Below are 15,562 nucleotides of genomic sequence, written 5' to 3' on the forward strand. Positions count from 1 at the left end.
ATGCAAGAAGGTACAGTAAAGTTTTTTAACACAACTAAAGGATTTGGTTTTATTACATCACAATCAGGACAAGATGTTTTTGTTCATAATTCTGGTTTAATAGATGATATAAGAGAAGGAGACAAGGTTCAATATGAAACTGAGCGAGGAAAAAAAGGAATAAATGCTGTGAACGTAGAAGTTATAAGATAAATGTATTAAATTTTCAAAACAACTTTTGAAATTCATTTTCATAGCAATTTACCTACTCAAGAAATTGAGTAGGTTTTTTTTTATTTAGTAAATATACTGAAGCATCAAAGTTTATAGTAAGAACCTCTGCAGGTGGGAAATATTAGACTTTATTTAAGAAATCTGGTATAAAAAAAATAATTAGATTTGCGCGATGCTAAAAATAGTAATCTTAACTAATTATAGAAAAACCATTTGTTTATGAGAAAAAATTTATTAAGCATACTCTTATTGCTTTTGTATACTACCATATACGCACAACTGTCTACGGGAGGTTCCAATAGTACAGTTACAGATTTACCAAATGTAATACCTCCTTCACCTACTGTTGCTAACCTAATGAAATTTGAAGAAGTTCCAGTAGATACTTATTCAGGACAGCCTAATATTTCAATTCCATTGTTTTCTAAAGCTTTAGATGGAGGCTTAGGTTTTTCTGTATCGTTAAATTATAATAGTTCAGGAATTAGAGTTGATGAACGTTCTAGCTGGACAGGGACTGGATGGTCTTTATTCGTAGGAGGAGCAATATCAAGAACTGTTATGGATTCACCTGATGAATCTAAAGCTCCTGCTCAAGGAGAATATATAAGTGCAGATATAGGAACTTTCCACAATGGTTTCTACGATAGAGTTAAATATTTTGATGATATTAATTCAGGTAATACCATAATTGATCCTCAAAGTATTGAATACCAAAAATGGGAAGAATTTGTATGGAAGTCAGCAAATGGTGTTCAACATTATGACTATCAGCCAGATTTATTTCAATTTAATTTTATGGGATATTCTGGAAGATTTATAATAGTAAATGACAACGGTAAGTTAAAACCAAGTTTGTTATCATCTTCACAAAAAGTATTAATTGAATTAGAATATGATGAGGATACATTTGAAATTTCAAGCTTTACAGTAAAGGCTCCAAATGGATATCAATTTATATTTAATGTTTTTGAAGAATCTTTTAGTACCTCTAGAAAAAGAGGAATGGATTTAGCAAATAATGAAATTGTAGACGATATTAATTCATTTAAAGAAATCAAATATAGATCATCATGGCACTTGTCAGAGGTAAAATCAGCTAATGGATCTTCTTTATGTACTTTTTTATATGATAGTGTATTGGTAAGTTATAGTACTCCTTACAGCACTGAAAGTGCTACTTTATATTCTCCAGACGCACCTATCTTTTCTAAATATCTAAATTCAAATTCAAATTCTTCATACAACGCATCTTTATTACCACCTAAAAGATTAAGTTCTTGGAATAGTATTAATGTTTGGTCTAGAAAAGTTAAAGAAGTAGTTTTTAGAGATCAAACTAAACTTGTAATTGGATTGAAAGATGAAAACCATCCAGAAGATAATAATTCTTCAGGGTGTATTTTGGGAAAAATGCAAATATTTGATGTAGCAGGAAGCCTTAATAAAGAGTTTCTTTTTAATTATAAAACAACTAAAGAAAATAGATTGTTTTTAATGGATATTGAGGAAAAGGCAGCTAATTTAACTTTAAATTATGGGTTAAGTTACGATAACGAAGAAAAACTACCAGGCTACGGTAGTTTATTTAAAGATAAATGGGGATATTATAAAGCGCCAGAAATAACAGCCACAGGGTTACAGTTTGTAGATGCAGAAATGGTAACTACTGGAGTTCTTACTGGAATCTCATACCCAACTGGAGGAGTTAAAGAATTTAAATTTGAACCTAATCGGTTTTCTTTTCTAGGAAATACAATTTTAGATCCTAAAAAAAATCCTGAAAACTATGAAGTTTTTTATGCATTTACAGATAGTTTGTTAAGGCATCATCCGATAAATAGTCAAGTTGAAAATAGCTTGATATTTGAGGTCTCAAATGATGCAGAGGTTAGCATTACTTTGAGTGGGTTAACTGGAAGTAATCAGGCTAAACAAAATCATTATTTAGAAATTATTCCTTCAGATAATTTGTTAAGTAAAACTATTATTAATGATTTAGCACAACGCACTCATAAAGTCCAACTTAAAAAAGGAACCTACTCAATGCGTTTGAATAGTAGGGCCTATATTCCAATAGAATTGCCAGAAGAAATTTCATTAAAGGTAAGTTTGAATTATGAAAAATATTTAGGTGCTATTAATAAACAGATGAAGGGTGCTGGAATTAGAATCCAAGAGATTAAATTTTTTGATAACGTAGAAAGAACTAAAACAACGTATCATTATCCGCTTTCAGATGAAAAAGTAATGAAAGATTATAATTTAACATCAGCAACAGGATATAGTTCAGGGTCATTTGATGGAACTTTAGGAACAAATAGAGTAGCTTTAAAAAGTTTTAACGGTGTGTTTTGTAACTCAATAGAAAGCAATGGAAGTGGAGCTGAATTAACTTTACGTGTATACGTGCACAAATATTTTAATGGGTTGCAAACCTCAATGACTAAAGGTAGTTATGTTGGATATAAAAATGTAGAAATTATTAAAGAGGATAATGGAAAAAGTATTTTAACATATACTAGTCCAATAGATTTTCCTTCTTATGACAGTCGTTTTTATAATCAAGATGTTTTACCTTCTTATTATGATGTACCTGTTAGAGATATTGATTATAAGAGAGGAAATTTAATATCAAGCGAAGTAAAAAATGAATCTGGACAAACATTAACTAAAACAATCAATCACTATGATTATGAGTTAATAAATTCAGAAAGATATTTTTTCAAATATTCATCAGGTACAAAATGTGGCGTTGCCAAATTTTATAAAACTTATAACGAGTATATAATAGGTAATGCTACTGGAGCTAGTTCTCCTTGTACAGGTACTAGTTCTGGGAACTTAGTCCCAAAACCTTGTGGAGAGCCTACAGATTTTGTTGATATTCAACCAGTATATTACGATTATGGTTTACCTTTTATGAAAGAGAGTATTTCTGAATCATATTTTTATGATGCTTTAGGAAACGAGAAGAAAACTACTACCAATACAACATATGCATACAGTTTAAATAATTATAAACCTTTAAAAACCACAACAACAAATAGTAAAGGAGAAATTATAACTAGTACCACCAAGTACGCACATGAGACAAATGAAGGAAGATTGCTTTTTGATCATCGTATTACTGAGCCAGTTGAAGTTGAAACGAAGAAAATTATTTCAGGAACTACAATAACTTTAAGTAAGCAAAAGTCAGGTTATAAAGTTTTTAGAAACAATTCATATTTGTTAGATAGTATTCATGTAGGTAAAGGCAATCAAAAATTAGAACCAAGAGTTGTATATCATAATTATGATGATTATGGAAATCCAACAGAAGTTAGTAAAAAAGATGGTACTCGTATCGTTTATGTTTGGGGGTATCATCAAACAAAGCCTATTGCAAAAATTGAAGGAATCAGTTTATCATCATTATCAACAGAAACAATTGAAAACCTACAAAGGTTGTCAAATTTAGATAAAGATAGAGCATTTGGTTATCAAGGAACAGAAGGTAAATTGCGAGAAGAATTGGATAAATTAAGAACTGTTTCAAGTTTGGCAAAAGCACAAATTACAACCTACACGTACGATCCATTAATTGGGTTAACAAGTATTACAGATCCAAGAGGTTATGTAATGTATTATGAATACGATCCTTTAAACAGATTAGAGCTGGTTAAAGATGCATCGGGTAATATATTAGAAGAAACAAAATACAACTATAAAAACTAATATTACTATGAGAAAGATTATTTACATGTTTACCGTGCTCTTTCCTTTATTGTTAGTAGCACAGGTACAAGAACACAGAGTAGAAGAAAACTTACAAATTACAGCAGCCAACGGACCTGTAACTTTAACAGCAACTAAAAGTATTACACTAAAACCTACTTCATTAATAAAATTAGGATCAAATGTAAACTTTAAAATAATTGACGATGTTTATTTACCACTCTCTTTAACAGATGATAATTACGTGTTAAAAAGAGCATTTCAAATACCAACAAAAAGCACAGTAGTAAGTTCAAATAATGAGGTAATAGAATCTGTTACTTATTTTGATGGTTTGGGACGACCTAAACAAAGTATAGGTATTAAACAATCACCTACTAAAAAAGATATTGTAACATTTATAGATTATGATGATTTAGGAAGACAAACCAGAGAGTTTTTACCATATGCAGCAACGACAAGTAATGGTCGTTTGCAAACTGGTGCGGAAATAGCTACACAACAGTATTACTACTCAAATTATGCAGAGGATTTTCCTGGGATAACAGAACTGACTTCCATTAACGCTTTTTCTGAACAAACTATTGAATCATCACCATTAAATAGAGTACAAAAGCAAGCAGCTCCAGGAAAAGACTGGCGTAAAGACGGTGGTCATGAGGTTGAGTTTGGTTATGAAAATAATGAAGAAGGTGAAGTAAAATTATTTAGAGTGAGTTTAAGTATTGCTCCAAATTCTAAAATTTATAAACCTACTTTACTAGGAAACGGAAGTGTATCTTACAGTGTTGGACAGCTTTATAAAACAGTTACTAAAGATGAAAATCATACGGAAGATGGAAGTAAATTACATACTACAGAAGAATTTAAAAATAAAGAAGGACAGGTAGTATTAAAACGTACCTATGCCTTGGTAAATAATGTAGAAGAAGCTCATGATACGTATTATGTATATGACGATTTTGGAAATTTAACGTATGTACTACCTCCAAAAGTGAGAGTAACTGACGGGGTGTCGGCTGTAGAGTTATCTAAATTATGTTATCAATATGTGTATGATTACAGAAACCGTTTGGTAGAAAAGAAAATACCTGGTAAAGATTGGGAGTATATTGTTTATGATAAATTAGATAGACCTGTTTTAACGCAAGATGCTAATTTAAGAATGCACAACCAATGGTTATTTACTAAGTATGATTATTTAAGTAGAGTTGTTTATACAGGTGTTTATACAGAGGGTGTAAGGTTGGACCAAGAAAGTATGCAACTGAAGTTTGACGAGGAGAACATATCGGCTTTAAAACAATATGAAAATAAACTCACTACGGCAGGATCCAAAGATATTTTTTATTCTAATAATAACTTTCCAGTATCTAACACTGAAATATACACCGTAAGTTATTATGATGATTATACTTTTGACAGAGCTGGAGCTCCTACAAGTGCAGTCTTATATAAAGGAATAGGAAACACTACTAACAAAACCAAAGGACTAGCAACAGGAACCAAAGTAAAGGTGTTGACTACTGATGATTGGATTACAACTGTTACTTTATATGATGAAAAAGCAAGACCTGTATACGTATATCAAAATAATGTATATTTAAATACAACAGATGTTGTAGAAAGCAAGTTAGATTTTGTAGGTAAAGTATTAGAAACAAAAACAACACATACTAAAAGAGATCAAAACCCTATTGTTACTGTTGATACTTTTAGTTACGATCATGCAACAAGGCTAGTAAGTCAGCAACAAAAAATAAATAACCAAGCTACAGAAACTATTGTAAAAAATGAGTACGATGCCTTAGGACAATTAACAACAAAAGAAGTAGGTGATGGTTTACAAAAAGTAGACTATGATTATAATGTTCGTGGTTGGTTAACAAAGATTAATGAAGATAACAACAACGATAATGATTTATTTAATTTTGAGTTAAAATACAATACTCCATCTGTAAACGGAGCCGCATTATTTAACGGAAACATTGCACAAACAAGTTGGCAAACTGAAAATGAAGATAACAGTAAGAAAACTTACACTTACAGTTATGACGCGTTGAATAGAATTAATGCAGCTATAGGAACTAATACCTCTAATTACAATGTATCAGGTATTACATATGATAAGAATGGTAATATTGAAACTTTATTAAGAAGAGGACATGTTGTTGAAAATCCAGACATAACTAATAACAATCATTTTGATGTTATGGATGACCTGTCATATAATTACGATTCAGGAAATAAATTACAAGGAGTAGATGATGATGGAAATGTTAATTATGGTTATGTAGATAAACCAAACTCAGGTTCAGATTACACTTATGATGACAATGGTAATATGATTTCTGATGCAAATAAAGGAATTACCAATATTAAGTATAATCATTTAAACTTACCTACACAGGTATTATTTTCTAATGGAGGTCAAATAGTTTATACCTATGATGCGAGTGGAATGAAACTGAAAAAAGAAGTTGAATCTTCTACTCAAACCCCAGTTGCAACACTTTATGCTGGTAACTATATATACGAAGAAAGAGAAGGAGAGCAGGCGAATTTACAATTCTTCAACCACCCAGAAGGGTACACACAACCTGTCATTGCGAGCGGTAGCGTGGCAATCTCATCATTTGAGTACGTCTACCAATACAAAGATCATTTAGGGAATGTTCGTTTATCGTACACAGATACTAATGGTGATGGTGTAATATCTAAACCATCTAGTACCATTTTATATGAAGATTTTTCAACTCTTGATAATTGGAGTAATTCACCTGTCACATTAGATACAGAACAAAAGGTTTCAGGTAACACTAGTGGTAAATTAAAATTAAGTACTAACGGAAACTTAATAGCGTACCATAATACAGGAGTAAATGTTAACAACACAATTTCCACTACTTATGAGTATTCAGGATGGTTGCGTTTAAATGCACCTCAACCAGAGGGAGGATACATACGATTAATGCTATTCACCTATGATAATAACAGTAAATTAATAGAGTTTTCTGAAGCAGACAGAGTAAGAACATCAGGGGAATGGGTATATGTAAAGAAAAGAGTTACAGTACCTGCAAGTGCAAAAAAATTAAATGTACGTTTAGACATTTATACAAATGGAGCTTATGTAGAAGGTTGGTTTGATGATTTAAAAATATCAAAAGTAAATAATACAAGTGAAATTATAGAAGAATCTAATTATTATCCTTTTGGATTAAAGCATAAAGGTTATAATACATTATACAATCCAATTGGAAATAAGGTTGCGCAGAAGTTTAATTATCAACATCAAGAACTTAATGAAAGTTTAGGTTACAATATGCATGAGTTTGAATTAAGACATTATGATGTTACTCTTGGTAGGTTTGTTACAACAGATCCTTATGAGCAGTTTGCTAACCCATATTTAGCGATGGGAAATAATCCAGTTACGTCTTTTGATCCAGATGGAGGTCATTGTAAAGATGCTAATGGAAATGTTATTGCTTGCCCAGATGGTGATTTATTTGATGAATATAGGGATAGTGAGGATAACCATACAACAATATTAGATGATGTTGATTTAGATACTGGTACAACAAAAGCACCTGAAGGTGCTACAGGGGAAGATGCAATGTTTAATCAATTTGGTGAAAAGTTACTGCTAGACCAAATAGATTTTAGTCAAGTATATAAACAAGAAACTGATGAGTTCATAACTAGTATGAATAAATTTAGAGGGGAATATTTGAAGAATTTTTTACAAATTTTATCAGTTTTAAACCCTTGGTCAATTGCATTTGGTCCTGCCGCTGGCGTTAGTCCAGCTGTTAGAGCTTTAACAACTAGATCACTTACTTCAACGTCACCTCTAGCCAACTATGTTTATCATACTGTGGAAGGAGGTAAAACTATTTATGTTGGAATAACTAATAATCTATCTCGTCGAGCAGCGGAACATTTAGCACAAAAAGGTATAAATATTGAACCAATATTTAATAATTTGTCTAGAATAGATGCAAGGTCAGTTGAACAAGCTTTAATAGAAATACATAAACTAAGTAAGAATGGAGGTACGCTACTTAATAAAATAAATAGTATAGCTACTAAAAACCCTATTTATGCTAGATCATTAAAAAGAGGTTACGATTTATTAAAACAAAAAGGATATAAATATTAGAATGAGAAGAGTTAAATTAGGAGATGTTTTTGAAATAAAAACCTCCAAAGGAAGTGCTTATATACATTATGTGTATAAAGATAATCACTTAGGGCAATTGATAAGAGTACTACCTGATTTATATAGTTATCTTCCCGATGATCTTGATAAGCTAGTTTCAGGTAGTCATAGGTTTGTTGTCTTTTTTCCTCTTTCCGCAGCAAATAAGAAACAACAGGTAAAGTTTGTGGGTAATCACTTACTAGATAATTATGAAAAACCAAAACAAATGAGAACCGAACATTATATAGCCGGAGAGTTCTTAGGTTGGGATATAATTGACACGGATACATGGAAACGTAAGTTCGTGAAAAAGCTTTCAAATAAACAGAGAAAACTTTCTCCTTGGGGCATATGGAATGATACTCTTTTAGTTGAAAGATTAGAAGAAGGTTGGAGTTTAGATAATTGGTGTAGTGTTCGGTAATGTTTTAAAATTGAGGTCTTTATTCTAGATAGATCGGGTATGTTAGTGTGGATTTAAGATTTGGATCCGTGCTCCCCCGTTAGCGCCCGAATCCTTTCGGGTGCCAAGCAACAGTAAGCAATAACAATAATTAAAATATATTAACCACAACATTTTTAAGTGTTGTGGTTTTTTGTTATTTAAGTATGTGCTTTTTAAGTTTTATAATCTCTAATAACTAGATCAAGAAATTTTATTACCCTCCGCTCGCGCCCTGCTCGCGCCCGAATAAATAAATAAAAAGTTGTGGCTAGTGCTCGACTCTGTCGAGTACCGTCATAGTAAGTCAAAATAGAATAACTATGTAAACTACCTTAATTGTAATGATTGAGGTAGTTTTTTTATATTTAAAAAGCTATGAATACTGAATATAAATAAGATAATTGATTAGGATTATATTTTGCAGGTTTGTAACTTCATTAAGTTAATGAGTCACTCGACAGGAGTCGAGCGTTAACCTAATTTGAATTAATATTTTAAAGGTTTTAAAAGATGTCTTATTCTGAAATAGAGTAGACAAAAAACATTGTTTATAAAAATTTACGGATTACAAATCAGCAATAACAGTAATTTTTTCTGTTTAAATGGAGTAATTTTAATTATGAAGTCAGTTCTATTAGCTATATAGAGACATTTCTATTATATATATAGTATCAGTTCTATTAACTATATGTTATTGTTACTATTATATATATTAAACTAAACATTTTTCGCTAGCCTTTGAATATTCTAGTGTCGTTTATGAGTAAGCAATAACAATAATTAGTGTAAGTCACAACATTTTAAGTGTTGTGGTTTTTTCTTTAAATATAAGTCTTTTTGAAAACAAGAATCTTTATATGTTACTTCCCAATACAAAAGTTAGAAAAAATATGTCCTAAAATATCTTTATCAACATCATATTCACCAGTAATATTCCCTAAATAACGTAAACACTCACGAATATCAATAGCAAACAAATCAGAAGAAATACCTATTTCAATGCCATTTTCAACAGACTGAATACTTTCAAGTGCATTATTTAAAGCTTCAAAATGACGAGAATTGGTAACAATAGTTTCATTATTACTTAAAGCTCCCATATTAACTAAAGAAGTCAATTCATTTTTTAAAGTATCCACACCAATTTTTTGCTTTGCTGATAACAATAAAGCTTCAGGTAGTAAATAATTTAATTCAGAAGATTTCTCTTCAGAAAGATTATCGATTTTATTGGCGATAATTAAGATACGTTTTTGAGAGAAACGATCTTTAACTTTAGAAATTTCAGAAAGTAATTTAGAAGATTTAATAATAGCTTCTTCAGCATTTATTAAGAATATAATTAGCTGAGCATTGTCTGCTTTTTCATATGCTTTTTGAATACCAATATTTTCAACAACATCTTCAGTTTCACGGATACCAGCTGTATCAATAAAACGAAAAGCCACACCATTAATATTAATTTCATCTTCAATAGCATCTCTGGTAGTACCTGCAATATCAGAAACAATAGCTTTTTCTTCGTTTAATAAAGCATTTAAAAGCGTTGATTTACCAACATTAGGCTCACCAATAATTGCTACAGGAATTCCATTTTTCATGGCGTTTCCGAAGGCAAAACTATCAATTAATCGCTTTAAAACAGATGAAATTTTAGTTACTAGTTGACGGAATTTTGTTCTATCAGCAAATTCAACGTCTTCTCCAGAAAAATCTAATTCTAATTCAATTAAAGCAGCAAAATCTAATAATTGTCCGCGTAACTCTTTCAACTCATTGGTAATACCGCCACGCATTTGTTGAATAGCCATTTGATGAGAAGCTTCTGAGTTAGAAGCAATAACATCTGCAACAGCTTCAGCCTGACTTAGGTCCATTTTACCATTTAAAAAAGCACGCATGGTAAACTCACCATTATCAGCCATTCTACAACCATTTTTTAAGAATAGTTGTATGATTTCTTGTTGAATGAATACTGAACCATGGCATGAAATTTCAACTACATTTTCACCTGTATACGAGTTTGGATTTTTAAATACAGATACTAAAACTTCATCAATGATACGTTCATTATCAATAATATGACCTAAATGAACAGTATGTGTTTTTTGGTGTAGTAATGATTTGTTTTTTTTAATTGATTTAAAAAATTGATCTACTATAGTAATAGCATTTTCTCCAGAAAGTCGAATAACAGCAATAGCACCAACACCAGAAGGAGTAGCTAAAGCAACAATAGTATCGTTAATTAATGTTTGCAAACTCGTTTTTTTTGCAAATATACTACAGTTATATAATTATTACCATGCTTTTTAAGGTATGTAAGTTTGATTGATTTAAAAAATGTAAGAGGAATAAAAAATCAAAAGTGTAACAAACTAAACAGTTTTGCGTCATACATATGTAAAACAACAAAAAATGCAAGAACACAGACAGTTAATAGAAGTTAAAGGATTAAAAGAAGACAGACAATTATTAGTATTAACACACTTAAGTCAGTTATTAGATTTTGTAACTGGTGTTGGTGGTTTTATTGTACCATTAATTTTATGGGTGTTAAAAAAAGATGAAATAGATGGAATGGATGAGCACGGAAAAGCTATTTTAAACTTTAGAATCTCATCATTCATTTTTGCAATTATATGTATTCCATTAATATTTTTATTTGGTTTAGGAATATTAGGATTGATAGCTTTAGGAATTTGTATTATTATATTTCCTATAATCAATGCAATTAAAGCTTCAAATGGAGAAGAACCATATTATCCGTTTAGTATAAAAATTTTATAGTTATAAACACTATAAACTAACTACCTACATGAAACACTCTTATTTTTAAGAGTGTTTTTTATTTTCATTGAAAAAGTCAATAGCATAACTCCAAAGATCTTTATTTTTAGAAGAGAAAAACCCCATATGACCGATGCTTTTCTTATGCATACTTTTAGGATTTAGAGTTTTAATTTTAAAGTTAGATTTACTGTAAACTTTAATCATATCTTTTACATTTTCCAAATTTGCAATGCCATCATCGGTTGCATGTAGCCACATTGAAGGACATGTTAATTTATCAAAGTAATGTTCTTTAATTTCTTCTCCAAAATCTGCAGCTACATATCCTTTAGCATTACACCATTTAGACCATTGAGCAGCTACTTTTTTAGGTAAAGGTTCTCCCATACCAACCCATTGTGAGTTTGTTTTACCAAAAAATAAGTTATTGATAGGAATATAGATATTAAGAAAAAATGAAGCACTCAACTTAAAAGGATATTTCATATAACTTAAACTACCTGAAGAAGAGGCAAAGTTGAAAAAAGAATTAACATCGCTTGCATTATCCATTAAACCAATTAATTGACCACCTGCGCTATGCCCAACAATATGATATTTCTGATTTGGAAAGTTAGCTTTTAATGATTCCATTGCGGCAGTCATGTCAAGTTTACCCCAGTTAACTAAAGAAGCATTTATTTTATTAATATCACCGTTTACAGATTCGCCAATACCTCTGTTATCAAAAGAAATTACACCGTATCCATTTTCTGCTAAATAGGTAGCAAAAGAATTGTAAAATCTTCTTTTAATTCCGGTAGCAGGAGCAATCATAATTGCACTTTTAACCGTTTCTGGTTTATATATAGTTCCGGCTAAATTAAAACCATCTTTACATTCAATATTAATATCTTGTTTGTCTACCATAGTTTTAGTTTTTGCTAATTCTTTCATAAGCAGAAGAGAACGCTTTAATTCCTTTTTTAGTTAGTGATGTACTTATCATAGAAAATAATAATTGAATGTAATATTTTGTATGATCTGTTTTAATTCCAGTAGGTAACATGGCAAAAATTGTTTTATCAACCACCCAGGAATTAAAGATGATTAACAGCCCATGAATTTTTAGTTTCAGTTGTTTCTCATTGATTTCGTGCATGTAACCATTCTCTATTAAAAATTGTGAGATTTTTAAAATTATAGTACTATAAACTTTTGAACGCTCAATCGTTTTTGTTTTTATATCAGGGTATTTTATGGTAACATCATATCCGTTTAAAAGAAAAAACCGATACTTATAGGTTAAGTTCATCATATTCTCTAAACTCCTTAACATAAAGTCAAACTCAAAAATTTCACCTTTCAAGTTCAATAATGTTTCGTCTAGTTCATCCATGAAATTCTGATGCAACCTAATAACAATATCATCTTTTTTAGGAAAGTGATAGCACAAATTACCATAACTAATGCCTATATGTTCACTAATAGTTTTACTAGAGGTGTTAGCATATCCTTGATCGTTAAACAATTCAATTGATGCGTTTAAAATCTTCTGCTTTGTCGTCATAAAACCAAAATTAGGCTTTTTAGCCTATTTTATGAAATTTTTTCATACTTTTGAATTAGGCATTTTTACCTAATTAATTAAAATCTATTTTAAATGAGTGAAGTTTTATTGAAAAATCAAGGAGGATCCTTCTTAGTAAGTGACACCGATTTACAAACATTTTATGTAGCAGAATTAATTTCTGAAGAAGCAAAAATGATGAAAGAGGCAGGAACCTCTTTTTTAGTGAATGAAATTGAAAATCGTATAGATTTTATGGAAACTAAAGAAGCTATACAAGAAACACCAGCTTTAATAAAGCAGTGTGGGGAATTAGGTTTTTTAGGGTTAGAAGTTTCTGAGGAATATGGAGGAATTGATTTAACTTTTATTGATGTGTTACATTTTTGTGTAGCTATTAGTAAAGGGTATTCATTTACTGGGGCTTTAGGTGTACAAACTAGTATTGGTATTGCGCCTGTTTTTTTATATGGAAGCGATTATTTAAAGGAAAAGTATTTACCTAAAATGGTAACAGGTGAATTGTTATCGGCTTTTGCTTTAACAGAGCCTAATGCAGGAAGTGATGCAAATTCGGGAAAAACAAAAGCAATTATTGATGAAAATGGTGATTATGTAATTAGTGGTCAAAAACATGGATTTCTAATGCGGGTATTGCTGATATGTTTATTGTTTTTGCAAAAATTGAAGACGATAAAAATCTATCTGTTTTTGTGATAGAAAAGAGTTTTGGAGGTATTACTATTGGACCAGAAGAAAAGAAAATGGGATTTTTCGGATGGAGTACTTGCCAAGTGTTTCTAGAAAATGTAAAAGTACCAAAAGAACAATTATTAGGAGAAAGAAATAAAGGATTAAAAATAGCATTAAATACTTTAAATACTGGTAGAATAAAATTAGGAGCTTCTTGTATTGGAGTAGGAAAGAAGGCTTTAAATCATGCAGTAAGTTATGCAAAGCAGCGAGAACAATTTGGAAAAAGTATTAGTGATTTTGGAGCTATTCAAGATAAAATAGCAAGAATGGAAGCTTATATTTTTGCTAATGAATCCGCTGTATTTAGATTAGGTAATGATATTGATTTATTAAGAGCAACAAAAGAGAAACAAGGTGAAAGTTTTTCAGAAGCAAAAATAAATTCATTAAAAGAGTTTAGTATAGAAAGTGCCATTGTAAAAGTATATGGTTCAGAAATTCAGGATTACATAGTAGATCAAGCCGTTCAAATTTATGGAGGTATGGGCTTTTCAGCAGAATCTCCAGTAGAACATTTATATAGAGCTATACGAATTAGTAGAATTTACGAAGGAACAAATGAAATTAATAGACTTGTAATTATTAAAGAGTTTGTGAAAAAAGGAATGAAAGGAGAGTTGGAAATTTTCTCTTTATTCTCAGAAATATTAGAAGATTTGTCTACTCCATCAGCAGCTTTTTCTGAAGATGTAATACAACAATATGAGCAGTTTGTAAACAATTTAAAATCACTAACAATTTTAATTTCAGGAGTATGTTTACAAGAGTTTATGACACAATTAGAAAATGAACAAGAAGTTTCTATGTGTATATCAGATCTTTTAATCAGTCTATATGTTATGGAAAGTACACTATTAAGAGTAAAGAAATTACAGCGCATAGATTTACTAGATGAGACATATCATTTTTCGTTATTAAAAATTATAGGTTTTGATGTTTTTTCAAAAGTTACAACTACTGTTAATGAGTTGATTGGGGCTTTTAATTCTAAAAAAGAAGCAAAGGCTATTGTAGCAGCAAAAAGTAAGTATTTAAAAATACCACATAGTAATGTAAAAGAAGAAAGAAGAAACATAGCAAAGTATGTTTTAGCAAAAGAATCAAATTAAAATATGAAGATGCAGCGTATAGGAATTGTATTATCAGGAGGAGGAGCGTTGTCTGTAGCGCATTTAGGATTGTTAAAAGTATTAGAAGAACATGAGATAAAACCAACCCATTTTTCCGCAAATAGTGCGGGTGCTATTATTGCAGCTTTATACTATCATAATTATTCTGTAGAAGAAATTTTAGAGATTATACAAACAGAGAATTGGTTATCTGTTCCTTTTGATAAATTGAAAAAGCAAAAAATATTGTCAGTAAATGATATGTTTGAAAGCTTTCAAAAGTATTTTCCAGAACAGTTTGATTCTGAGTTTTTAAACATTTTAGCAGCTGATATTAATAGTGGTGCATTGATAAACTACAATAAAGGGGATTTAAGAACTATTTTAAAAGCATCTGCTGCATTATCTACTTTTTTAAAACCAGTTAATTATTTGGGAAGAGATTTAGTAGACAGTGCATTACTAAATAATTTTAATGTAGAGCCTTTAATAAATAATTGTGATGTTATATATGGAAGTTATGCAATACCCATGACAACCTATAATCCAAAATATGAAGAAAATGTACAGCAATTATCTAATAGGTTGTTTACAATAAATGGATATCAACGTGCAAAAGAAAAGTTTAAATTCTGTGATTACATGTTTGATCACCAGTATTTAACAGGTTTTAAAGTATTGGATAAAGATAAAATGGATATTATTTACGAAAAAAGTTATGCCTATTGTAAAGAAGTATTTACTTCTGTAGCCATTTAGAATAGCATAAA

General features: G+C 30.3%; 11 protein-coding genes. 8 read left to right on the plus strand and 3 right to left on the minus strand.

The features are described 5' to 3' along the window. The 4 genes from EYW44_RS00215 to EYW44_RS00230 all read left to right on the plus strand — a co-directional run bounded on the left by EYW44_RS00215 (position 1) and on the right by EYW44_RS00230 (position 8,564). Positions 1-192 (plus strand): cold-shock protein, encoded by a 192-nt coding sequence (locus EYW44_RS00215; RefSeq protein WP_132721193.1) that lies wholly within the window; start codon positions 1-3, stop codon positions 190-192. A gap of 240 nt (positions 193-432) precedes the next feature. Beyond that, entirely contained in the window at positions 433-3,933 is a 3,501-nt protein-coding gene (locus tag EYW44_RS00220) for an RHS repeat domain-containing protein (RefSeq protein ID WP_132721195.1), read from the plus strand. 7 nt (positions 3,934-3,940) lie between these two features. Next, complete coding sequence (locus EYW44_RS00225) at positions 3,941-8,098, plus strand: DUF6443 domain-containing protein (protein ID WP_132721197.1); 4,158 nt, start codon at positions 3,941-3,943, stop codon at positions 8,096-8,098. A gap of 1 nt (position 8,099) precedes the next feature. Next, positions 8,100-8,564 carry a hypothetical protein gene (locus EYW44_RS00230; RefSeq protein ID WP_132721199.1) on the plus strand — a complete coding sequence of 155 codons (465 nt, stop codon included), beginning with the start codon at positions 8,100-8,102 and terminating at the stop codon, positions 8,562-8,564. Between the two features lie 881 nt (positions 8,565-9,445). Here EYW44_RS00230 and mnmE read toward each other — a convergent pair. After that, positions 9,446-10,846 (minus strand): tRNA uridine-5-carboxymethylaminomethyl(34) synthesis GTPase MnmE, encoded by a 1,401-nt coding sequence (gene mnmE / locus EYW44_RS00235; RefSeq protein ID WP_132721201.1) that lies wholly within the window; start codon positions 10,844-10,846, stop codon positions 9,446-9,448. A 157-nt stretch (positions 10,847-11,003) separates the two neighbouring features. Between mnmE and EYW44_RS00240 the strand changes: the two genes are divergently transcribed. After that, on the plus strand, positions 11,004-11,375 hold the full coding sequence (locus tag EYW44_RS00240) for a DUF4870 domain-containing protein (RefSeq protein WP_132721203.1): 372 nt from the start codon (positions 11,004-11,006) through the stop codon (positions 11,373-11,375). Between the two features lie 45 nt (positions 11,376-11,420). Here the strand turns inward: EYW44_RS00240 and EYW44_RS00245 are convergent, their stop codons facing one another. Both EYW44_RS00245 and EYW44_RS00250 read right to left on the minus strand, forming a co-directional pair. Beyond that, entirely contained in the window at positions 11,421-12,314 is an 894-nt protein-coding gene (locus tag EYW44_RS00245) for an alpha/beta hydrolase family protein (RefSeq protein WP_207893725.1), read from the minus strand. After that, positions 12,292-12,927, minus strand: coding sequence for a TetR/AcrR family transcriptional regulator (locus EYW44_RS00250; protein WP_132721207.1), 636 nt, complete (start codon positions 12,925-12,927; stop codon positions 12,292-12,294). Before EYW44_RS00250 ends, EYW44_RS00245 begins: the two co-directional genes overlap by 23 nt. 93 nt (positions 12,928-13,020) lie before the next feature. Between EYW44_RS00250 and EYW44_RS00255 the strand changes: the two genes are divergently transcribed. The 3 genes from EYW44_RS00255 to EYW44_RS00265 are packed head-to-tail and all read left to right on the plus strand — an operon-like array spanning position 13,021 to position 15,551. Next, complete coding sequence (locus EYW44_RS00255) at positions 13,021-13,644, plus strand: acyl-CoA dehydrogenase family protein (RefSeq protein ID WP_132721209.1); 624 nt, start codon at positions 13,021-13,023, stop codon at positions 13,642-13,644. Then, on the plus strand, positions 13,590-14,792 hold the full coding sequence (locus EYW44_RS00260; protein ID WP_132721211.1) for an acyl-CoA dehydrogenase family protein: 1,203 nt from the start codon (positions 13,590-13,592) through the stop codon (positions 14,790-14,792). Before EYW44_RS00255 ends, EYW44_RS00260 begins: the two co-directional genes overlap by 55 nt. A gap of 3 nt (positions 14,793-14,795) precedes the next feature. Then, a complete protein-coding gene (locus EYW44_RS00265) occupies positions 14,796-15,551 on the plus strand; it encodes a patatin-like phospholipase family protein (RefSeq protein WP_132721213.1) in 756 nt (251 codons plus the stop codon). The last annotated feature ends 11 nt before the right edge of the window (positions 15,552-15,562 follow it).

Origin of the sequence: Tenacibaculum sp. M341 (assembly GCF_004337695.1) — a bacterium.
In the GTDB taxonomy this organism is placed as follows: Bacteria; Bacteroidota; Bacteroidia; order Flavobacteriales; family Flavobacteriaceae; genus Polaribacter.

What these genes read in the sequence shown, in the direction of transcription:
- EYW44_RS00260 (WP_132721211.1), top strand. Translation starts at nt 13,590, where the DNA reads ATGTTTATTGTTTTTGCAAAAATTGAAGACGATAAAAATCTATCTGTT.
- EYW44_RS00245 (WP_207893725.1), bottom strand. Translation starts at nt 12,314, where the DNA reads ATGAAAGAATTAGCAAAAACTAAAACTATGGTAGACAAACAAGATATT.
- EYW44_RS00225 (WP_132721197.1), top strand. Translation starts at nt 3,941, where the DNA reads ATGAGAAAGATTATTTACATGTTTACCGTGCTCTTTCCTTTATTGTTA.
- EYW44_RS00230 (WP_132721199.1), top strand. Translation starts at nt 8,100, where the DNA reads ATGAGAAGAGTTAAATTAGGAGATGTTTTTGAAATAAAAACCTCCAAA.
- EYW44_RS00240 (WP_132721203.1), top strand. Translation starts at nt 11,004, where the DNA reads ATGCAAGAACACAGACAGTTAATAGAAGTTAAAGGATTAAAAGAAGAC.
- EYW44_RS00220 (WP_132721195.1), top strand. Translation starts at nt 433, where the DNA reads ATGAGAAAAAATTTATTAAGCATACTCTTATTGCTTTTGTATACTACC.
- EYW44_RS00215 (WP_132721193.1), top strand. Translation starts at nt 1, where the DNA reads ATGCAAGAAGGTACAGTAAAGTTTTTTAACACAACTAAAGGATTTGGT.
- EYW44_RS00250 (WP_132721207.1), bottom strand. Translation starts at nt 12,927, where the DNA reads ATGACGACAAAGCAGAAGATTTTAAACGCATCAATTGAATTGTTTAAC.
- EYW44_RS00255 (WP_132721209.1), top strand. Translation starts at nt 13,021, where the DNA reads ATGAGTGAAGTTTTATTGAAAAATCAAGGAGGATCCTTCTTAGTAAGT.
- EYW44_RS00265 (WP_132721213.1), top strand. Translation starts at nt 14,796, where the DNA reads ATGAAGATGCAGCGTATAGGAATTGTATTATCAGGAGGAGGAGCGTTG.